Genomic DNA, 20,331 nt, shown 5'->3' with positions numbered 1-20,331 from the left:
TCTGGCATTAGTCTTGATTATTAAGGGTATTAAATAATGACAACAGAGATACGGCGGACTCTCTGCTTCTGGGATCGGCATGGATCACGGGCGCCACTACATTATGCTGCATCAACATCATTCTTATTTCTTGTCCCAGTGCTGAAAGGCTATCTTTGTCAGCATCCTCGCAATGCGTAATACCAATGATGCACGTGGTCTGATTTTTTTCTGGTGCAAAAAAGTGTAACAGCTTATCTAAATTGGCATAATCGGGTGTCTCGCCATATCTAATCAAAATGAGCAATCCCCATAGCGACTGATTGACGAACTCCCATAAAAAAGAAAAACGCTCTTGACCTGGTACGCCGTAAATACCTAGCGCCATATCGTCAGACAGAGTGATACGCCCATAATCGATGCCTACCGTCGTGTACTCCTTACCGATATCGATACTAGATTTTGCTTCTGTTTCGATGGGGCTTATCTCGCTTAAGGTCTTGACCAACCGAGTTTTTCCAGCGCCTACTTCACCAATGATAGCTAGCTTCTGATAATTCAATTTTTTACCTCATTCCTAAGAATTTTTTGATCGCACCATAAAATTTATTAGATTTTTTCTCATTTATGGCTTGCTCATTTATCGGCTCTGCTTCTGTGACACTCAATAAACCTAAACGCTCAAACTCTTTGATAATTTGTGTGACTTGATGATGAGTGCCAAACTCACCACTGCTCACTAAAGCGCTGAACGGGTAAGGCTTCTTAGTCAATTTAACACACAGATTCATAATCATCTGCGGCTCGCTTTCATTGTTGAGGTCAGGCCATGCCAGCAATCTTAGATTCTTACCTTCATAATACTTTTCAGGCACAGTGTCAGATTTTTTTATATCAATAAAGGGCTGAATACGTTTCTGCTGATACTCATCAAAGCTGTTTAACACAGCACTATTGTTCTCTATGAATGCATTAAAAAAGCTGCCTTGATCCACAAAATCAAACACGCTAACGCCCCAGTTAGGAAAACTACGCTTGGCAACGCGCACGTCCAAAAAGACCCAAAGATCTTCGTGTCTAGGATCAGAAGCTATCTTGCTCATTAACTTGTCTACTTCAAGATCATGCCCTTCCAGCACTTGCAGATACTGACCTTCACGGTAAGAGATGATACCAGTGATTTGCGACTTTAGATTTTTATTTCGAGATATCCTAATGATGTCTGATAATCCAGTAGGCAGTCGAATACTGCGATCACTAATAGGTGCTCTACTGACGTATGCAATACATTTCATTTTGCCACCACTTGATAAAACGGCTAACGCTCGTTAAGTTGTCATCACTGTATATAAAATGATCACTCGCTATGCACAGTACGTACATAACGAATATGACCTTCTTACTAGTCTTGTTTAGTACACGGTAAGCAACAAGGAGAGTCTGACCAATCACCCATTGGCTTGAATATTACCAACCAAATTATATTTCTAGTTTACTTTCTACGGCTTGCACCTTACGGCGAGCTAATGCAAGGTTGGCTTTTGATTTATCAAGAACCAAATAAATAAACAAATCTTCATGATTAGCAGCAGGACGAAGGATGTGCAGTTGTGACTCTAATGTGATTAACATATCTTCGATTTCACCTTTGATATCAAGTGATTTCATTGTTGCTACTTTCGCTTTTACTACTTGTGAGTTACCTGCTGCCGCCAGCTCTAAATCAACACCACCACCGGTCATACCTAATACCATACCTGACATATAGTCGACAATACAGCCGCCCATAGCACCATCAAGATCCATTAATTCTTGTAAAGACTCATTGATATTTGACATACTTTCTTCCTATCCATTTGGTTGTGTTTAAATAAAATAATGCTATTTCGGGAACGCTTGTGCAGCTTAATAATACTAAACTGCATTGAGCTTATTCACCACTTGGTTATTAGATTAACTTAAATTTAATCATTTATATTTAAGAAAATTATGATAATTCAATATAAATAATTAAATGTGTTTTTTGGTACAAAAAATATAGCGTACTCGTAAACAAAACCTAAACCCCGTAGTGCTGGCTATTATATTCTATATAACAAACTAGAGAACATTTGTACCTAACCGCTCATGAACAAAAAACGACCACTGAGTAGGAAAAACAATCGCAATCAATAATGATTCTATTTTAGAGCTTAAAGATATTATTTTTAACCTTAAATTTGATCGATCCGTGGGTTCTCCTAATCCCATAATGAGAGAAACACAATGCCCGATTTACTCACAAAAAATGTCCAATTACCAAGTCATAAAAACTTGTGAATATCCGTTAGCGACGGGCATCAATACGACTATTTCTAGCAATAATATTTTAAATGCTTTCACGCCTCACGGTGATGCCTAACTGATTAGAATGGCAAATATGTATGCCAATATCACTCAATTAGCAAAGGATGAGCAGATAGCAGAGGTATTCGATATGATTGGCAAAAATACAGCGAAGCTTTTGTCACGGCAAACGGAGATCAAAGTAGGAGCACAAGCGACGTTGGTCGTACTAAAGGCGAAAGACGCAGTAGCCGCCATTAGAACCAACTCACAAGCCATAGCAGGCTTTAAAAATGGTAAACAAACCTTTTGCAATGAAGCCGCGCGTATTTGTTTTGAATGATCTGAATAATCTTGATGGCGCATATTCAGTTTATCGAAGTGCCAATAGTTATATCGTAAAACATAATGACAAAAACGATAAAAGCGTCGCCCAACTATACATTGGACGACGCTTTTCAGAACGGTTTTTTCACTATTTACTATGGCTTTAACATTATGGTTTAAACATTATGGTTTAAACACCATCGTTCAAGCGGCATAAATGAAAACATTAACTATCCATACAGATAATCTTAGTCTAAAGTTTGCACACCACCGCCATTCACAAATAGGGTTTGACCACTTACCCATTCAGATATTGGTGCGGCAAAATACAGCATGGCACCAGCGATATCATCCGCTTCACCTAGACGTTGAATCGGCGTATGCTCTAGCATTTTCTTTTCGATCTCTGGCGTTAAGACAGTTTGTAAGGCGTCGGTGCGTGTCGCACCAGGGCCAACAGCATTCACACGTACTTCAGGGCCAAAATCATGTGCTAAATTTGCCACCATATGATTGACGGCTGCTTTTGATCCCGCATAACCACTCATATTTGGGCTTTTATTGATACTCGACATCGAAGTGGTAAATACAATCGAACCATAACCCGATGCTTTCATGTGTGGCACGCATAACTGGGATAAACGCCAGCCACTAAAGACGTTCAACTCAAAGTCACGACGAATATCATCCACTGATATCTTCGCAGGGTTTTCACGACCGCCACCGCCGCCACCAGCATTATTAATTAAAATATTGATAGTCCCAAATTCAGTAATTACCTTGTCTACCATAGCGACCAAATCATCATCTTTTAAGATGTTACATTCGACTGCCAAGCCTTTGACGCCATACACTTCGATATCTTTAACCGCCGCATTGGCGTCTTCTATTTTTAGATCGGCAATCACAATGTTTGCGCCCGCTTGTGCCAGACGTAGCGCCGTTGCTTTGCCAATACCATTTGCACCGCCAGTCACAATCGCAGTTTTTCCTGACAGATCAAATAATTGACTAAATGCTTTATGTTTGAATTCTTGCATGATTATTCCTTATTATCGTTATTTATAAATAGATTATTTATTGTTATATTTATTTAAAGTCTATATATAATTATGCGCGGTCAAACTGAATCTAATGTGTCGAATTGACCCTCTTTTGTAACTTAAATATGGTGACGGCGTTTTCATAGACCGCACTGAGTATGTATCTCTATTAAATGTGTTTGTTTAGACCATCATCAGCTTTATCCAAATGACTGATAGTTATGCCAGTAAAACCAAATAGCAGCGTCAGCAACAGCGATAAATAACAGAAAAAAGCATACGGCAAATAGTCAAGCACAGGCACGCCTAACGCCTGACTAATGAAGACCCCGCACACGCTCCAAGGCACCAACGGATTAATCACCGTGCCTGCATCCTCGATAGTGCGAGAGAGGTTTTTAGGGTGTAAATTGAGACGCTCAAACGTCGAGCGAAAGGTCGTACCTGATATCAAAATGCTGAGGTACTGCTCACCGATGAGCACGTTGATACTGAGCGCTGACATGGCAGCAGCAAAGATGGCTCGCCCTGAATGCGTCAACGTGTCTTTTAGTCCAGATAGTAGCGCGGGTAAAATTCCTAATGCCGTCAGCAGCCCGCCAAGGCTCAACGCCAATATCACAATCGTTTGAGTAAAAAACATACTCTGCACACCGCCGCGTGACAGCATGCCACCGACCTCACCCAATACTAGCGTTTCAGCAGGTTTATACCCAGCAAAAAGGTAGCCACCTAATTGTTCAAAACTTGGTGAGCTATGTAAGTAAGTGATGATCAACGCTGTAATCGTGGTACAGATGATGGTGTAAATGGCATTGACTCTACCTATCGCCAGCCCTATCAATACTAAGAATGGCAGTACGGCATAAGAATGCACTAAACCGCTATTGATAAGCTGTGTCTGCAAAACCGTCACTTGGCTCAAATCTGCATTGACCGTTTGCCCAGAAAACAGCCAAAATAAAATGACAGTCAGTATCCAAGCCGGTACTGTGGTGTACATCATATTGCGAATATGCGCAAATAAGTCAATACCCACAACCGATGAAGCGATGGTACAAGTATCTGATAGCGGAGACATCTTATCTCCAAAAAAAGCGCCTGATACGACAGCGCCCGCTGCTATCGCGATATTGGCGTCAAACGCATTGCTCATACCAATAAAAGCCACGCCTAGCGTTGCCGCTGTCGTTAAGCTACTGCCTAAGGCGATGCCGATAATGGAGGTCAATACAAAGGCTGATATATAATAAAATTCTGGTGATATCAGCTCAAAACCAAAATACATGAGCGTTGGTATCGCGCCTGACATCATCAAAGCCGCCACCATCAACCCAATAAAGAAAAACAAATATATCGCACCAATACCGCTCATCACCCCAGCAGCCATCTGTGCTTGCATACTATTAAAGGTCAATCCTTTATATAGACCGATAGCCAATAAAACGCAGATGGCGAGTATCAAGGGGAGATGAGGTACCCAGCCAAAACCAATCATCGTGACGCCCATAATCGTGATGACAATGGCTGAAATAATAGCTGCCACTCCGGATGAAAACTGGGTCAATGTTTGTGGAGCCATGACGCGCCCTTATGTTGTCTAGTAATTTGCGATACTTAAGGGTTTACAAGTTTAGTGAGTGGCAATCATTATTGCTACCCGCTTGTTCTTTATTTGCTTTGTAGAGTACAAGACTGCCAGTGCTTAGCATGCTGTATTTCGACTGGCTTTATTGAACAGACTTTTTGGCTGTCAATAAACGGCTCTTCAGCAGCCCAAAGTAAATTTTATGCATAAAAAAAAGCCTCACTTTATAGTGAGGCTTTTTGCGCTTTTTCAAGCCATATTTGGAGCGGGAAAAGAGATTCGAACTCTCGACCCCAACCTTGGCAAGGTTATGCTCTACCACTGAGCTATTCCCGCTGATTATCGAATCATAGTGTTGTTAACAACAACTCCGTCTCGATAGGCTGGCTATTCTATCAAATATTCTGATAGTGTCAACCACTTTTTTATATTTATTTCTAATATTATGGCTTTAATTCGCTATTTATTGATGCAATCATCATAAATAATTGATTTATCAATAATTATTTATTTAAAATAATATGACTTATTTTCCACAATAATGATAGAAAATTAAGGCTCTACCCTTCTAGATGATATCACATTGCTTATGAGTCAATTTTTTGACTGATATTTATGCCGCCTATCAAGTTTGCAACAGTGAGTAGCGAAAAATAGATTTGTTGGTGTCAGCGTCCCTCTCACTTACAATCCTACGTTGTATTGTTACTTTTCCTGCATTGGTTTTGCCTTGGTAACATTATTATACTTATGCCTAATGACAGTTCGGGTAAAATTTTACTTTTGAGGTCGCGTAGCAAGCACAGGTAGAACATCAACAAAAAATTGCCTTACTTGCTACTTTAACTCTCTATTCTACGAAAAAAATTTAATACGAGTCATTTGAACGATAATCACTTTAACGACAACCGCTTTATTATTAACAGCCACTTTGTTCTATTTTACTTTTTATCATTTACAGCGAGGATGTTTATTATGAGAAAATTACTGACCACCACCGTGATGGCCGCTTCATTGTCGGCACTAACCCTGACAGGTTGTACCAGCACCACCAGCACCGGTGCCGTTGGCGTTGACCGTCAGCAGCTCTTACTGGTTTCTAGTGAGCAAGTTTTGCAGCTGTCTGCACAGAGTTATGCTAAAACATTACAAGAAGCAAAAGCGCGCGGCGTGCTAGATACTAATAAGGCTCAGCTTAATCGCTTAAAAAACATCGCTAATCGTTTGGTCGGTCAGGTCGGCGTCTACCGTCCAGATGCCGCGAAATGGCAATGGGAAGTGCATACGATCAAATCTAATGAGTTGAATGCCTTTGTGGTGCCAGGCGGTAAAATCATGTTTTACTCGGGTATCATTGACCGCCTGAACCTCACTGATGACGAGATTGCGGCCATTATGGGTCACGAGATGTCACATGCGCTGCGTGAGCACTCACGTGAACGTCTCTCACGCCAATATGCCACGCAAACTGGTATCGGCGTGGCCGCTAGCATCTTTGGACTGTCACAAGGTCAGGCTGAGCTAGCAAACGTCGCTGGTGACTTGGGGCTGAGCCGTCCACACAGTCGCACACAAGAAGCTGAAGCCGATCAGATTGGTCTAGAGCTAATGGCACGTGCAGGCTATAACCCGCAAGCAGCAGTTACCTTATGGCAGAAAATGCAAAGCGCAAGCCAAGGTGAGCCACCACAGTTCTTAAGCACTCACCCGACCAGCAGTAATCGTATTGCTCAACTGCAATCATTGATGCCTAAAGTCATGCCGCTTTATCAAAAAGCGCGTCGCTAATGAGGTGATCCGATTTCATGCTTTGAGTAAGTGGTAATAGCTTAATATCCATCGCTTAGAAAAGCAGAGTACATGTTATAAACTGTACTCTGCTTTTTTTGCTGTTAGCTAATAAGTGATCGCACTTGCCATTAAAGAGAATATCTTTCATTGCTATATTTTTTTAGAAACAGGGTTACTTAAAAGTTTAATCGCTTACAAACACACGCAACTTAATAGCAGGCTTTACCACTAATAGCGTCTGTTATAATGGGCATGATATGCAATTCACAAATTGCTAAGTATGATACCGCCAAATACTATAAGTACTATTAAGCAAAATATATGGAAGGACTGTTATGAGTAAAACACCGACTGCTGATGCACTCAATGCTGAATTACAAGCATTGCAACCGCAACATCTAGAATTGACGAATGAATCGATGGATCATGCCGGTTATTTTGACGGTAAAGAAAGTCACTTTAAGCTTACGATTGTCAGTGATGCTTTTGAAGGCAAACGATTGGTCGCACGCCACCAGCTTGTATATGGACTGGCAAACTCGTTATTGACCTCACAAGGCGGTCAAATCCATGCCTTAGCAATTCATGCTTATACCCCCATAGAATGGCAAGGTCAAAGCCCTGAGAGCCCATTATGTGCTGGACAAAACAAGGGCTAGTAGCTGACTGTTGCGTAAACAGTCTTTTCCATACCATAATTACATGCAATCAATAAGCAGTCAAAATGCTACTTTAAGGGAAACGATATCCAATGAAACATTTACACATGCTCATGGCTGTATTGCTCATTGTGCTGTTTTTATACCAGAGCTATCTGGTTTTGAGCACCAATAAACTAGCACCTCGCGCAGTTAAAATAGCGACCCATATCATCTATGCCCTTATTATTGTGTCAGGGGCAGTCATGTTAATGCAATTAATGAGTGCCAATGCACCGATACAATGGGTATTTGCCAAAATTATCTTACTGGTCGCAGCCATTAGTTCTAGCATAAAAGCCTTTAATAGTAATGCAACACCCGTACAAAGAAAAACAGGGATTCTTATCGCTGCTATCGCATATATTGGTATCGTCATACTGGCTTTCGCTAAGCCTGGCAACCTATTTTGATGAGTATTGAATAGTAGAGTTGCCCAAATAGTCGTGTTGCTAGGGGTGAAAAATATTTGATAACCGATGTATTTTCAATATCTTAATGACATTATTTTTGCTATCTTAAACAAATATAATCACCTCAACCTAGCCTAATGGAGCCACTATGAAAACTCTTACTGCAGCGATACTACTGGCGACAACTGGCATTTTTGGTCTCTCAGGCTGTGCCTCTACGGGCAATGTCACGCCACAATATGTGCCACCAAGCACTTATCAAAGTTACGATTGCCAAGCCCTTAGCCAAGAATATACTCGCGTCAATCGCTATGTCGACGCGGCGCGCAATGAGCAATCAACTTTATCCGCTTCAGGTGTGGGGGTTGGGGTTTCTGCGGGACGTTGGGGCATCTCTCCTAACATCAGTTTTGGTGTTGGCAAAAGCAACAATACCAAAGCGCGCGATGCAAAATTATCACGGCTTTACGGCGAGCGTGATGCCATCATCCAATCCGCCCGCATCCAGCGTTGTAGCTTTGCAAATGGTGTTAAGATTTATGGCGAGTAAGGCTCAATAGGTTATGTTTAACAAGTCATGTTTGATGAATGACGTTTAACCGCTTAATTCTCTGATCACTTTAGATAGTATTTGTGATGAAAAAAGCCAGTATGTGATAAGCATGCTGGCTTTTTTGTCTAATTATAACGATTTAAAACTCAAGAATTTAAGCTTTGCACCCACTGAACAATTTGATCGCTAGGTAACGTACCAGATTGTCTCGCGACCTCTCTACCATTTTTAAAAGCCACCATGGTTGGCAAACTACGAATATTATAAGGTGCCGCTGCTTGCTCATATTTATCCGTTTGTATTTTGGCAAAGACTACTTGTGGCAGTTGCGCCGCTGCGCCTTTAAACTGCGGTGCCATCATTAAACACGGCTGACACCAACTTGCCCAAAAATCAACGATGGTCAATACTTCATTTTTCTGAATGACTTTACCAACCGTTTGGGCGTTTAGTTCATGCGGCGTTCCAGTTAATAATGGCTGACCACATTTGCCACAATTTGGCGCAGCACTAAGTTTGGCTGCTGGTATGCGATTGGTTGCCTGACAATGTGGGCAGACCAGATGAGAGTTTTGCTCACTCATTATAAGACTCCTATACAAGTAGCATGAGTATTGGTCAATCAAAATATCCATGCTTGATGATGTATTTATGACAAAAAATCTAGCGACTGTTTAACGCTTGCAGGTATTCATCCCAAGCATTTTATACAGAGGACAAAAGCGGAAAAGTCCTGTGAGTAAAGGAACTAAGCCAATCACGCCCCACCAGCTTTGAAAATATAAACCCAAACCGATAATCACAACACCCGCGCTAATACGTAATAAACGCTCAGTACTGCCGATATTAATTTCCATGGTTCAATCCTTAAGAGTGAAGACTTAGTGGTAAAGGAGTAATATAGCCATGTATTTACAGTACAGACTAGCATTATGATGGCTTGTACTCGTATTGTGCTTACGTAATGTTGTGCATGTTTATAATGTTTTGCTTTTACTGCTATTTATCTTATTGTCCCAATACGTTAATCGGTACTTTGAGATAACGGGTACCATTGTCTTCTGGCTCTGGAAAATGACCTGCATCGATGTTTACTTGTACCGATGGAATAATTAGGCGCGGCATATCAAGAGTGGCATCGCGGCGCTCACGCATTTGTACAAACTCTGCTTCATTGATGCCATCTTTCACATGGATGTTGCCCAGTTTTTGTGCAGCGACAGTCGTGGTTGGGCAGTGTTTGCGACCCTTGCTTGGATAATCATGACACAGATACATCATCGTATCTTCAGGCAGCGCAAGGAGCTTCTTGATTGAGTGATACAACGTCTTGGCATCCCCACCTGGAAAGTCACAGCGAGCCGTGCCGACATCAGGAGCAAATAAAGTATCACCAACAAAGACCACGGTCTTTTCATCATCAGTGGCAATATAGGCCATATCGGCTGGCGTATGACCTGGCACATACATGACCGTAAGAGTAATATTCCCAAGCGCCAAGGTGTCGCCATCATCCGTTAGAATATCGAACTGGCTGGCATCGGTGCGAAAGCTGGTATCAAAGTTGAATATTTGCTTAAATATTTTTTGCACTTCGGTGATATGTTGACCGATTACCAACTGCCCACCGAGTTTGTCTTTGACGTGTATCGCGGCGGATATATGGTCAGCATGCGCATGAGTCTCTATGATGTAAACCAGCTCCCACCCATGCTCGCGGACGAACTTAACCACCTCATCGACGCTAGTAGTACTAGTGCGCCCTGACTTAGCATCAAAATCCAATACGGGATCGATAATGGCACAGACTTGTTGTTGGACGTCCGCGAGTACGTGAGTATAAGTTTCTGTGTCGCTATGTAAGAATGAATGAACTTGCATGGCTACCTCTTTGCTTTTAGATGAATATTTTATTTTTTGATAAATTGTTCAGTATAATATGCGCTGGCTTATGCTTATCGTATTTACAGCCATATATTTATCAACGATTCATACCAATATAGCAACGATTTAACATTTTATCAATTTATATAATGTAAATAATGATAACTTGCTATCGCTAGCAATATCATTGATAATTAACTATCTCTTAGCTATAAATCTTAAATTTTTTATTATGTCTTATATAAGGAGCTTGCTCTGACTACTTCTACTTCAGCATTGAGCACCTCGACTACTAGCATTGATGACTTGTCATCTAGCGTAGCAGACTTTGCACCTAAAGACCTTGCTGAGCAAATGCAGCAAGCGTCCATGCAAGCCAGCCAGTTATTAAAGTCGCTTTCACATCCGGATCGCTTATTACTCTTATGTCAGTTGACTCAAGGAGAGTATTGCGTCAGCGAGCTTGAAAGTTTAGTCGGTGTTGGTCAGCCAAGCCTGTCACAGCAGCTCGGTATCCTACGCAAAGATGCGTTGGTGGCGACCCGCCGCGAAGGCAAGCAAATTTATTATAGTATTGCCAGTGACGATGCCTTGGCGGTGTTACATTTGTTGTATGAACGCTTTTGTGCCAAAAATGACAGCTAGTTTGTTGGCTTGAGTTTTTAGCGTCAATTTTTAGCTTCATTCTTCAGCATGACCTTATGAATTTAGTGCTTAGCTGTAATTAAACTTTTTTTATTTAACTTTTTCTTTTATATTGTGATGACGTATTGCTATGCCTTCTATCGCCGCTCGTCTGATTCCTGCTTGGTTGCGTCAATACCAGCTGTCTGCCCTGCCAACTGATATTATTGCTGGGTTGGTGGTTGGGGTGCTCGTCATTCCACAAAGCTTAGGTTATGCGGTATTGGCAGGATTGCCACCCGTCTATGGACTCTACGCGGCCATCGTTCCCGTGCTGGTCTATGCATGGATAGGCTCGAGTAATGTGCAAGCAGTAGGGCCTGTCGCTATTACTGCGATTATGACAGCCAGTAGCCTACATCCTTATGCTACAGAGGGCACTCAGCAGTATATATTGATGGCAAGTTTGCTGTCATTGATGGTTGGTACGATGTTATGGTTGGCAGGTCGGCTCAAGCTTGGCTGGATTATGCAGTTTATCAGTCGCGGCGTTTCAGCAGGCTTTATCAGTGGTGCAGCCGTATTAATTTTTATCAGTCAGCTTAAATACCTGACCGCGATTCCTATTGCTGGAAATAGCTTAATCGGTTATCTATCAAGCATGCAAATGTATGCGCGCCAGCTACACCCGCTAACCTTAGTTATTGGTGTCATTGCTTTTGCACTGTTGGTGGCCAATCGCTACGGTAGCAAATGGCTATGGAAATCTTGGTTATCAGTGTCTTATGCCAAATGGGCTGAGCGGCTATTTCCGCTCATTTTGCTTGGTATTGCGATTGTTTTGAGCATCAGCTTACACTGGACAACGAACGGCGTAGCCACGATTGGTAGTATTCCACAAGGCCTACCAACCTTTACCCTGCCCTATGTACCAAACTTCGATGAAGCACTGAACCTATTACCTAGCGCAGGTTTGATGGCATTGATAATATTTGTCTCTAGCAGCTCCGTCGCTAGCAACTATGCACGCCTGCGCGGTGAGGCTTTTAACGCCAATAGTGAGCTGACTGGACTGGGGCTCGCCAATATGGCGGGCGGCTTTTTTCAAGGCTTTACCGTCGCTGGCGGATTTTCGCGCACCGCTATCAATGCCGACTCAGGCGCCAAAACACCAGTTGCAAGTTTAGTAACCGTGCTGGTCATGATTGCTGCTTTAATCGCTTTTGGCAATGCACTCGCACCACTGCCCTATGCTTTATTGGGCGCGACCATCATGGCATCAATCATCGGTCTCATTGATATGGCAACCTTAAAGTCGGCATGGCAACGCGACCGCCTAGATGCAGCCAGCTTTTTGGCAGCATTCGTTGGTGTGCTGATATTTGGATTAAATACTGGCTTGGTGATTGGTTTGATGGTGTCATTTGCTAGCCTCATTTGGCAATCGAGTAAACCGCACGTCGCCGTTGTTGGTCAGCTAGCTGGCACAGGGCATTTTCGCAATATAAACCGTCACGATGTAGTGACATTTAGCAACTTATTGATGCTGCGTATCGATGAGAGCTTATTTTTTGGCAATAGTGAATCCGTCCATCGCAGGGTGATACAAGCCACTCAGCAATATCCCGAAGCGCATGAGGTCATACTTATCATGTCAGCGGTCAATCACATTGACTTGACGGGACAGGAGATGCTTATCAGTCTCAATCAAGAGCTTTTGAACCAAAATAAACATTTAAACTTTAGCTTTATTAAAGGGCCAGTAATGGACATTATCGAGCATACTCCGGTCATTACTACCCTCTCAGGTCAAGTTTATTTAAGCACGATGGATGCGGTAAATGCGCTAAAGGATGTCTGATCGGTCTGTGAGCGATATGTTGCTTAATCAAGCATAATTATTATTGTCTGTGACAAAATATAGATATGATAAAAGCTGTGTTATGCTAAATTGGTATAAGCCCTTAAAAAATACAGCCTTTAGAAGAGATACCTAAAGCACAGCCTTTATAAAATGGCGCTTAGCTACAACACGATACCTCCAAACGTCTTTTAATATACGCGACCGAAGCTACTTATGACCGATAATTTAACTATTTATAAGCAAATTTATCCAAGCCAATGTGTCAAGATTGCTGAGCTTGGCTACCGCTCCGTGCTCAATATTCGTCCTGATGCCGAGACAGAAACGCAGCCCAATAGCTGTGATTTTACTAGTGCCACGGCAAAAGCCAACCTTACTTATCATCATTTACCCTTTGATGATGAGCGCTTAAGTATGGCGACTGTCGAGCAGTTTGCAGCGTTTTATCGCTCGATGCCTAAACCGATATTGATGTTTTGCGGGACGGGTGCACGTGCTAAATTGTTGTATCAAAGCGCATTGATGCAAGGTCTGTTATAACCATTACTATAAAAAAGCGATGGCGTTTACATAGCGTATATTTAGATATCTGTACATTAAGCTTAGGCTAAGACACTGCTTTTTCAGCAAACACTATACGCTAATAGCAAAATTTTCATTTTTACTCTAAAAAATAAGAAGGAGCTCTTATGAGCCATCAAGTTAGTATTACCGGACAAATCACCCCTGATCAAATACCGATGATTGCTGAAAATGGTTTTAAAACCATTATTAACAACCGTCCAGATGGTGAAGAACCAAATCAACCGACCAGCGCTGAGATTGAAGCCGCTGCTAAAAAAGCAGGTCTTGCTTATAAAGAAGTGTCTTTTGCTGGTAGTGAGCTCAATCAAAACCATGTCGAAGAATTTGCTGACTTTTTTAATCAAGCTGAGCAGCCAATGCTGATCTTTTGCCGTACCGGTAACCGCTCAACAGGTATCTACGAAGCGGCTAAGCGTATGGATTTATTAGACGATTGATAGTGATTTAAATACAATTACTACTGCTAAAAGAACGCCCATCCAAATTTGGATGGGTATTTTTTTGAAACTACTGAACTATAGACTGGTTAATTTCTAATATTGAGAACATAATAAAATCTTACTTATACAGCTCAATAGGATTTTATGATGCAAAAACCGCTACTCATCATCGGCAATAAAAACTATTCGTCATGGTCATTGCGAGCTTGGCTACTACTCAAGGCATTCAATATTGACTTCGATGAACAGCTGATTGAGCTTTTTCATCCATCCGCGACACCTATTCTCAATGAACATGCACCAACAGGAAAAGTGCCAGTTTTAGTCTATGGTCAAGGTGATGAAAAAGTTACGGTATGGGATACTTTAGCGATTGCCATTCACGCCAATGATTATTTGACAGACTTAGATCTTTGGACAGGATTGAGTAAGTCTGTTGCTGAGACCAATACTAGCACTAGAATAAATAGCGCTTATTGCCAAAGCATCATTGCTGAGATGCACTCAGGGCTAATGGGTATCCGTAGTGAGATGCCGATGAACATTCGAGCCATCGCGAGAATACAACCCAGCAATGCCTGCTTAAATGATATCGCGCGTATAGAAGAGATTTTTGCAGATTGTTTAAAAAATCGCTCAACAGACAGTTATCTATTTGGTCATTTCACTGCCGCTGATGCTTTTTTCGCACCAGTAGTGCTACGCTTGCAAACGTATGCCGATACCTCTGACATAGTATTGAAATCAACGACCAAACAATATTGTGAAACGATGTTAAACAATCCTCATATACAAGCTTGGATCGATTCAGCTTTAAAAGAGACACGCGTAATCAAAGAAGATGAAGCAGGTGAGATTTTATCTTTGAATGGCGTTTTAGGTCATTAGGACAGCTCCATATCCAGTAATTAGCTATGTCATCGATAACAATCATAGTGAGAAAATGATACTCAACGAAACAACTAACTAGCTCTATATCACTATAGTGGATAATCTTTAGGCTTTTGGTACCCTTTTTTCGGCTCATATTTTATTTTATAGACCTGATTGTTATAGGTCTTTTTTTCTGAACCGTTATAGTTATACTCATGACCATTGACTGTAATTTCTAACGGGTAAAAACCATTTATCAGCGTCGTTTTATCGATATTGAGTTTAGCTTTAAGCAATGTGCAATATTCTACCTTTCTATCTTTACTACAGCCAGATGGTGCTATAGGATTGTTTTCTGTAGTTGCTTTCGCAGCTATATGACTATCTATCACTTTTTTTGACTTAGGATCTGGTGTCATTAATACGTATTCAGAAAAAGATTGAACGTAGTGCGAGTCACTATGAATATTAATAAATCCCCACTTATCAGGGGCAACTTGTATCAGCTTCCAGTCTTTTAGTCCTTCACCAGAAGCCCCTGCATTCATCGCTGGATTAGCGTATTCTACCTCCCAGCCTGAACTTTGTGGCTTTAAGACAAACATACCCACTAGACCAGTATCAGCGTGAGAACTATATGACGCGGCACCACTTTCATGAAAAGCGACGTCACCAATGACTGATATATATAACCGCTTACCGTGTTTGGTTTGTACCTCTAGTTGTCTATCAATCTCAATGCAATATCCGCTTTGATGAGGTGTTTCTTCGCCAGATGATGAGCCATTATTAGCAATAATACCTTGGCACTGCTTAGCCTTGTTATAGATAGGATAATATTCTTTAATAATTTCATTAACGCTTTTTGCTGAAGCTGGCATTGATGAGCTCATAAGCATAATCGCACTAACAGCGCTCAAAGTTATTTTTGATCGTTTAACGTTTATCATGCTTTCTCTTCTTTTATGAGGTCAAATTTAACGCTTATAAATGCCCTAGCTCATCTAGTTCTCTAAGCCTATAGGATAGTTATCAGGTATTTGATAGCCCTGACCTTTTTTATAATGAAAGGTATAGTTTGCATTTTTATAAGTCTTATTATTTTTGCGACCGTTGATGGTAAAGCTTAGGGGGTAGAAACCATCAACTACTTTACTCGTATCAATGCGCTGTAATTTAGCATTGATATCATCGCAGACCCGTTTTACCTCATCGCTACAAAGATCAGTATAAGCACTAAAATTACTATTATTAATCAAGCTTTTTATAATATTTTGCCCACTAGGCGTTAATATAACCAAACGGGTTTCTACATAACCCAAATACTCGTAACCATCCTCATTTACAAAGCCCCAAGTATTGGGAGCAAAGCGCATCAACTTCCAATCATGCAGTCCCATACCCTGTGCACCAGCACTCATAATAGGACTTGCCGATTCTATTTTCCAGTTGTTGCCATTTGGCTTTAAGACAAACATACCCACCAAGCCTTGGTGAGAAAGAGCATTGTTACTATCTATCAATCCCTCATCGTGCTCACCAAATTTTATATCGCCAGTGACTAGCACATAGAGACGTTTGCCTTTATTAGTCTCAACCATAATTTGACGGTCAATTTCGACACAATGACCCGTTTTTTTATCTTCAGCAGAAAAGACACCATAAAAACTTGAGTCAATGACCACACTGTGGCACTTAAGTTTCTTGTTATAGAATGGATAATAAGACTCTAATAGACCCATAAGAGTCTTGTTTAATATAGGGTTATTAATTTGAGTGGTGTTCGCTAGCGCATGACTGCCATAAAATACATAAGATATAGTGGCTACAAAGGCTATGCGCTTAAAAATTGATGTATTTAAATGCTGCAAAATAAGTTCCTTTCACCATCGTTTTATCGATAATCAATTTAGTTATACTCTACACAATTTACATTGCCAAATGTAAGTCAACTTATATTATTTAACAAGCACTAAAACATCATCCATAAAAAAACCACCTCAAAAGAGGTGGCTTCTTAGACTAACTTTGGTGCGGAACAACTTACTGCATCACTAAGTATTCAAATGCTGATAATGCCGCTTTACTACCCTCACCCATCGCAATATTAATCTGCTTAAACGGCACAGTCGTGACGTCACCACAAGCAAAGATACCTTTGCGATCAGTACGGCAGCGCTCATCAATTTCAATCTCGCCAAAGCGGTTTAAATCAACAAAGCCTTTAACAAACTCAGTATTCGGTACTAGACCAATCTGTACGAACACCCCTGCCAAGTCACGCTCATGGATATCACCTGTACTGCGATCTTGATAGACAACAGAAGTCACTTTACCATCAGTCGCTTTGATTTCTTGCGTCGCCGCGCCAGTGACAAACTCAATATTATCTTTTTCTTTGGCTTTGTTAATCAATACCTGATCCGCTTTCAAATCATCAGCGAACTCAAGTACCGTTACATGCTTCACGATACCGGCAAGATCTAATGCCGCTTCGATACCAGAGTTACCACCACCGACGACAGCAATATCTTTGCCCTTAAAGAATGGGCCGTCACAGTGAGCGCAGAAAGCCACGCCTTTACCGATGTTCTCTTCTTCACCCGGAACACCAAGCTTACGCCACTGAGCACCCGTCGCTAAGATAATACTACGTGTCTCAAACGTCTCGCCCGTGTTTAGATGAATGCGGTAGTTTTCATCTTCCGTCTCACTGATTTCTTTGACGCTGACGTGCTCTTTTAAAGTAATATCGTATTCGCGCAAATGTTTTTCAAAGTTCGCTGATAGCTCACTACCAGTCGTCAAAGGCACAGAAATCAAGTTTTCGATATCCTGCGTGTCTTTCACCTGTCCGCCGATACGGTCAGCGACCATGGTGACTTTTAAGCCTTTACGAGCGGTATAAATCGCAGCAGCAACCCCTGCAGGACCAGCACCAATAATCGTCACATCTTGCTGCTCTAACTGCTCAGCATCGTCATCAGCTTCTGCTAATAAGTCAGGGAACTGCTCTTGCAACTTTTCAATCAATTTTGCCGTGTCGATGAGACCATTGGCAAACGGTTTACCATTTAAGAATACCGCTGGTACACCTTGGATGTTATTGGCATCAACTTGCTCTTGGAATAAAGCACCATCAATCATCTCGTTACTGATGTCATCGTTCAGTAGCGCAAACTGGTTCAGCGCTTGTACGACTTCTGGGCAACTGTGGCAAGACAACGATACATAAGTTTGAAACTGCAACGGCTTGTTAAAACGCTTAATCAGCTTTTGAATACTTTCATCCAGTTTTAGCGTATGACCACCCGCTTGCAAAATAGCCAAAATCAAGGAGGTAAACTCATGACCACCTGGGATACCACTAAAAACAATACCCGTATCAGTCAATGCGCCATCGACATGACTAACTACTTTAAAGCTAATTGGACTTGGTAAGCTGTCATCAGTTGCTGTTGCATCAAAATTAATTTTATCTGTGGTGCCAGCAATTTTAGACAAAAAATCAATCAACTCGGCGCGCTTATTATGGTCGCCACTACCCAATACAAAAGTAATTGGGCGAGTCATATTTTCACTATAGCTTTTCACGGCGTCTAATAAACTTTGATCTATCATGTTTGTTCCTCATCATTACTGGATATGTAACGGCAACTATCATGTTGCACGCTCAAATATGGATTATTTGGTATTAATAATTTTATCTAAAGTATTATAGGACCTAACTTTATGCCCTTTGATGTCTCTATTATCATAGGTTCTAGAAGTTTGGGCAAGCTGAGAAACTCAAATACTATGTTTTATAAAACAAATCAATATTAGTTATTTACCATTAAATTCTAATTAAACTGCTCGTTCTTATCAGATTATTATCATAGTAACGAGGTTGTTTTTCCGCTACAATCAAGTGAGGCTGATAGGAATAGTTCCTATTTGTCTAGTTGCAGATTGGCTTTTTTACAGGTTCATTAAAAGGGCTTTCTGCTGCTATTAGGCTTTATCTATATTGTGTTAAATATCGTTCTGGCTTAATAAAAATCAAGTCTCAAAATCATAGCAATTCATCACAGCACTTTTAACGACAATGCGCGGATGCTTATCGTAAGCTTGCGCTTCATAACAAGGATGACAACATGAGAAAGACTGATACATGGCAAGACAACAGAGATATTATTGCTGAGCTCAAGCTGAAAGACAGCCACTTCGCGAGCATTTTTGATGAGCATACTCAGCTTGATCAGCAAATTAATCAACTGGATAAAGACTTGGTAACACACACCAGTCGCGATGAAGAAATTGAACAAATGAAACGACGAAAACTGCATTTAAAAGATGAGATCTATAAGATAATTGACAAAAATAAAATTCAATCTCATGCTTAGCGCTTCATTTATTATCACAAGACAGAAGTAAAATTCTTCATTGATACATACCATAAAAAAGCCCCCATCAACTTAGGCTGATGAGGGCTTCATTTATAGTACTGATTTAACTAATAGCATTATATGCAATACTACAAATATCTAAATCGTTAAACTGATTCATGAAATCAGGAGTTAGATTTTACCAACCAGATCAAGACTTGGTTTTAGCGTTTCTTGACCAGCTTCCCAAGCTGCAGGGCAAACTTCGCCATCGTTTTCACGAACATACTGTGCTGCTTTCACTTTACGTAGCATATCTTTTGCACTACGGCCGATACCGCCAGCATGGATTTCAGCTACTTGAATCAAGCCATCAGGATCTACTAAGAATGTACCGCGCTCAGCTAAACCAGCTTCTTCAATCATAACGTTGAAACCACGAGTGATTTTACCAGTAGGATCGCCGATCATTGGATACTGTACTTTGCCGATCGCTTCTGAAGAATCATGCCATGCTTTGTGCGTGAAATGAGTATCAGTCGATACTGAGTATACTTCAACACCAAGACCTTTAAGCTCGTCGTAATGAGCGGCCATATCTTCAAGCTCAGTTGGGCAAACAAAAGTAAAATCAGCTGGGTAGAATAAAAAGATTGCCCAGTTGCCTTTTACGTCTTCTGAAGTGATGGTTTTGAATTCACCATTGACATACGCATCAGCTGAAAATTCTGGGATTTCTTGATTGATAATAGACGCCATGATTGGCTCCTTTATAGTTAAGTTGATTGAAATTTTTGGTATGATTGTTTCTATCAAGCCTTTAATACTTTGGGCTACCTGACAAACTATACGCGAATTCTATCGTTAATCCAGTTAAAAGTTTTTAATGTGATGTTTTGTTTTATTAAACTTGTTAAACTATTCTCTCTAATTTTTATCATCAGTGCACTGTACGTCAGTCACTATACAACCGTTAG

The 20,331-nt window shown here is 41.0% G+C and carries 23 protein-coding genes and 1 tRNA gene; 11 read left to right on the top strand and 13 right to left on the bottom strand.

What is annotated here, in order from left to right; genetic code table 11:
• Positions 1 to 7: 7 nt before the first annotated feature.
• From JMX93_RS03065 to JMX93_RS03055, 3 genes are all read right to left on the bottom strand, one after another.
• A complete protein-coding gene (locus JMX93_RS03065) occupies positions 8 to 541 on the bottom strand; it encodes a GTP-binding protein (RefSeq protein ID WP_198332136.1) in 534 nt (177 codons plus the stop codon).
• Positions 542 to 545: 4 nt separating this feature from the next.
• Positions 546 to 1,274 carry a BLUF domain-containing protein gene (locus JMX93_RS03060; protein WP_499203812.1) on the bottom strand — a complete coding sequence of 243 codons (729 nt, stop codon included), beginning with the start codon at positions 1,272 to 1,274 and terminating at the stop codon, positions 546 to 548.
• Positions 1,275 to 1,458: 184 nt separating this feature from the next.
• The gene (locus tag JMX93_RS03055) at positions 1,459 to 1,818 is read right to left on the bottom strand and encodes a hypothetical protein (protein WP_193011051.1); all 360 of its coding nucleotides are present in this window, start codon (positions 1,816 to 1,818) and stop codon (positions 1,459 to 1,461) included.
• 571 nt (positions 1,819 to 2,389) lie between these two features.
• Between JMX93_RS03055 and JMX93_RS03050 the strand changes: the two genes are divergently transcribed.
• Positions 2,390 to 2,647 carry a hypothetical protein gene (locus JMX93_RS03050; protein ID WP_499203811.1) on the top strand — a complete coding sequence of 86 codons (258 nt, stop codon included), beginning with the start codon at positions 2,390 to 2,392 and terminating at the stop codon, positions 2,645 to 2,647.
• A 232-nt stretch (positions 2,648 to 2,879) separates the two neighbouring features.
• On the opposite strand, the gene JMX93_RS03045 is transcribed toward JMX93_RS03050, so the two are convergent.
• The 3 genes from JMX93_RS03045 to JMX93_RS03035 all read right to left on the bottom strand — a co-directional run bounded on the left by JMX93_RS03045 (position 2,880) and on the right by JMX93_RS03035 (position 5,598).
• Positions 2,880 to 3,671, bottom strand: a complete 792-nt coding sequence (locus tag JMX93_RS03045; RefSeq protein WP_193012916.1) for a glucose 1-dehydrogenase — start codon at positions 3,669 to 3,671, stop codon at positions 2,880 to 2,882.
• 172 nt (positions 3,672 to 3,843) lie between these two features.
• On the bottom strand, positions 3,844 to 5,256 hold the full coding sequence (gene nhaC / locus JMX93_RS03040) for a Na+/H+ antiporter NhaC (protein ID WP_499203810.1): 1,413 nt from the start codon (positions 5,254 to 5,256) through the stop codon (positions 3,844 to 3,846).
• Positions 5,257 to 5,523: 267 nt separating this feature from the next.
• Positions 5,524 to 5,598: transfer RNA gene (locus tag JMX93_RS03035), tRNA-Gly, on the bottom strand.
• 639 nt (positions 5,599 to 6,237) lie between these two features.
• Between JMX93_RS03035 and JMX93_RS03030 the strand changes: the two genes are divergently transcribed.
• The 4 genes from JMX93_RS03030 to JMX93_RS03015 all read left to right on the top strand — a co-directional run bounded on the left by JMX93_RS03030 (position 6,238) and on the right by JMX93_RS03015 (position 8,714).
• The gene (locus JMX93_RS03030; RefSeq protein WP_443215380.1) at positions 6,238 to 7,050 is read left to right on the top strand and encodes a M48 family metallopeptidase; all 813 of its coding nucleotides are present in this window, start codon (positions 6,238 to 6,240) and stop codon (positions 7,048 to 7,050) included.
• A 338-nt stretch (positions 7,051 to 7,388) separates the two neighbouring features.
• Positions 7,389 to 7,712 carry a BolA family protein gene (locus tag JMX93_RS03025; RefSeq protein ID WP_193013347.1) on the top strand — a complete coding sequence of 108 codons (324 nt, stop codon included), beginning with the start codon at positions 7,389 to 7,391 and terminating at the stop codon, positions 7,710 to 7,712.
• Positions 7,713 to 7,804: 92 nt separating this feature from the next.
• Positions 7,805 to 8,164 (top strand): SirB2 family protein, encoded by a 360-nt coding sequence (locus JMX93_RS03020; protein WP_193013348.1) that lies wholly within the window; start codon positions 7,805 to 7,807, stop codon positions 8,162 to 8,164.
• 148 nt (positions 8,165 to 8,312) lie between these two features.
• Positions 8,313 to 8,714, top strand: a complete 402-nt coding sequence (locus JMX93_RS03015; protein ID WP_443558072.1) for a hypothetical protein — start codon at positions 8,313 to 8,315, stop codon at positions 8,712 to 8,714.
• Between the two features lie 149 nt (positions 8,715 to 8,863).
• Here the strand turns inward: JMX93_RS03015 and trxA are convergent, their stop codons facing one another.
• The 3 genes from trxA to JMX93_RS03000 all read right to left on the bottom strand — a co-directional run bounded on the left by trxA (position 8,864) and on the right by JMX93_RS03000 (position 10,598).
• A complete protein-coding gene (gene trxA / locus JMX93_RS03010; RefSeq protein ID WP_499203809.1) occupies positions 8,864 to 9,301 on the bottom strand; it encodes a thioredoxin in 438 nt (145 codons plus the stop codon).
• Positions 9,302 to 9,391: 90 nt separating this feature from the next.
• Entirely contained in the window at positions 9,392 to 9,574 is a 183-nt protein-coding gene (locus JMX93_RS03005; RefSeq protein ID WP_193013351.1) for a YgaP family membrane protein, read from the bottom strand.
• Between the two features lie 151 nt (positions 9,575 to 9,725).
• Positions 9,726 to 10,598, bottom strand: coding sequence for an MBL fold metallo-hydrolase (locus JMX93_RS03000; RefSeq protein ID WP_443215376.1), 873 nt, complete (start codon positions 10,596 to 10,598; stop codon positions 9,726 to 9,728).
• A 309-nt stretch (positions 10,599 to 10,907) separates the two neighbouring features.
• Here JMX93_RS03000 and JMX93_RS02995 point away from each other — a divergent pair, with 309 nt between their 5' ends.
• From JMX93_RS02995 to JMX93_RS02975, 5 genes are all read left to right on the top strand, one after another.
• Positions 10,908 to 11,246: an ArsR/SmtB family transcription factor gene (locus tag JMX93_RS02995; RefSeq protein WP_499203808.1), complete on the top strand. Its 339-nt coding sequence runs from the start codon at positions 10,908 to 10,910 to the stop codon at positions 11,244 to 11,246.
• A gap of 130 nt (positions 11,247 to 11,376) precedes the next feature.
• A complete protein-coding gene (locus tag JMX93_RS02990; protein ID WP_499203807.1) occupies positions 11,377 to 13,086 on the top strand; it encodes a SulP family inorganic anion transporter in 1,710 nt (569 codons plus the stop codon).
• Between the two features lie 216 nt (positions 13,087 to 13,302).
• On the top strand, positions 13,303 to 13,629 hold the full coding sequence (locus tag JMX93_RS02985; RefSeq protein ID WP_443215373.1) for a protein tyrosine phosphatase family protein: 327 nt from the start codon (positions 13,303 to 13,305) through the stop codon (positions 13,627 to 13,629).
• A gap of 149 nt (positions 13,630 to 13,778) precedes the next feature.
• Positions 13,779 to 14,111 (top strand): protein tyrosine phosphatase family protein, encoded by a 333-nt coding sequence (locus JMX93_RS02980; RefSeq protein WP_020444228.1) that lies wholly within the window; start codon positions 13,779 to 13,781, stop codon positions 14,109 to 14,111.
• 147 nt (positions 14,112 to 14,258) lie between these two features.
• Positions 14,259 to 15,002, top strand: coding sequence for a glutathione S-transferase family protein (locus JMX93_RS02975; protein ID WP_499203806.1), 744 nt, complete (start codon positions 14,259 to 14,261; stop codon positions 15,000 to 15,002).
• A gap of 92 nt (positions 15,003 to 15,094) precedes the next feature.
• Here JMX93_RS02975 and JMX93_RS02970 read toward each other — a convergent pair whose 3' ends face one another.
• The 3 genes from JMX93_RS02970 to ahpF all read right to left on the bottom strand — a co-directional run bounded on the left by JMX93_RS02970 (position 15,095) and on the right by ahpF (position 18,608).
• Positions 15,095 to 15,868, bottom strand: coding sequence for a hypothetical protein (locus JMX93_RS02970; RefSeq protein WP_499203805.1), 774 nt, complete (start codon positions 15,866 to 15,868; stop codon positions 15,095 to 15,097).
• Between the two features lie 123 nt (positions 15,869 to 15,991).
• The gene (locus tag JMX93_RS02965; protein ID WP_499203804.1) at positions 15,992 to 16,858 is read right to left on the bottom strand and encodes a hypothetical protein; all 867 of its coding nucleotides are present in this window, start codon (positions 16,856 to 16,858) and stop codon (positions 15,992 to 15,994) included.
• Between the two features lie 172 nt (positions 16,859 to 17,030).
• The gene (gene ahpF, locus JMX93_RS02960) at positions 17,031 to 18,608 is read right to left on the bottom strand and encodes an alkyl hydroperoxide reductase subunit F (protein WP_443518117.1); all 1,578 of its coding nucleotides are present in this window, start codon (positions 18,606 to 18,608) and stop codon (positions 17,031 to 17,033) included.
• Positions 18,609 to 19,123: 515 nt separating this feature from the next.
• Here ahpF and JMX93_RS02955 point away from each other — a divergent pair.
• Positions 19,124 to 19,372, top strand: a complete 249-nt coding sequence (locus JMX93_RS02955) for an HP1242/YdcH family protein (protein ID WP_193013357.1) — start codon at positions 19,124 to 19,126, stop codon at positions 19,370 to 19,372.
• A gap of 174 nt (positions 19,373 to 19,546) precedes the next feature.
• Here JMX93_RS02955 and ahpC read toward each other — a convergent pair whose 3' ends face one another.
• Complete coding sequence (ahpC, locus tag JMX93_RS02950) at positions 19,547 to 20,113, bottom strand: alkyl hydroperoxide reductase subunit C (protein WP_193013358.1); 567 nt, start codon at positions 20,111 to 20,113, stop codon at positions 19,547 to 19,549.
• Between the last annotated feature and the right edge of the window lie 218 nt (positions 20,114 to 20,331).

This window comes from Psychrobacter muriicola 2pS (assembly GCF_904846535.1).
Classification (GTDB): Bacteria; Pseudomonadota; Gammaproteobacteria; order Pseudomonadales; family Moraxellaceae; genus Psychrobacter; species Psychrobacter aquimaris.
The sequence above is the reverse complement of the archived record's forward strand: the minus strand, read 5'-3'. Positions and strand labels throughout refer to the sequence as shown.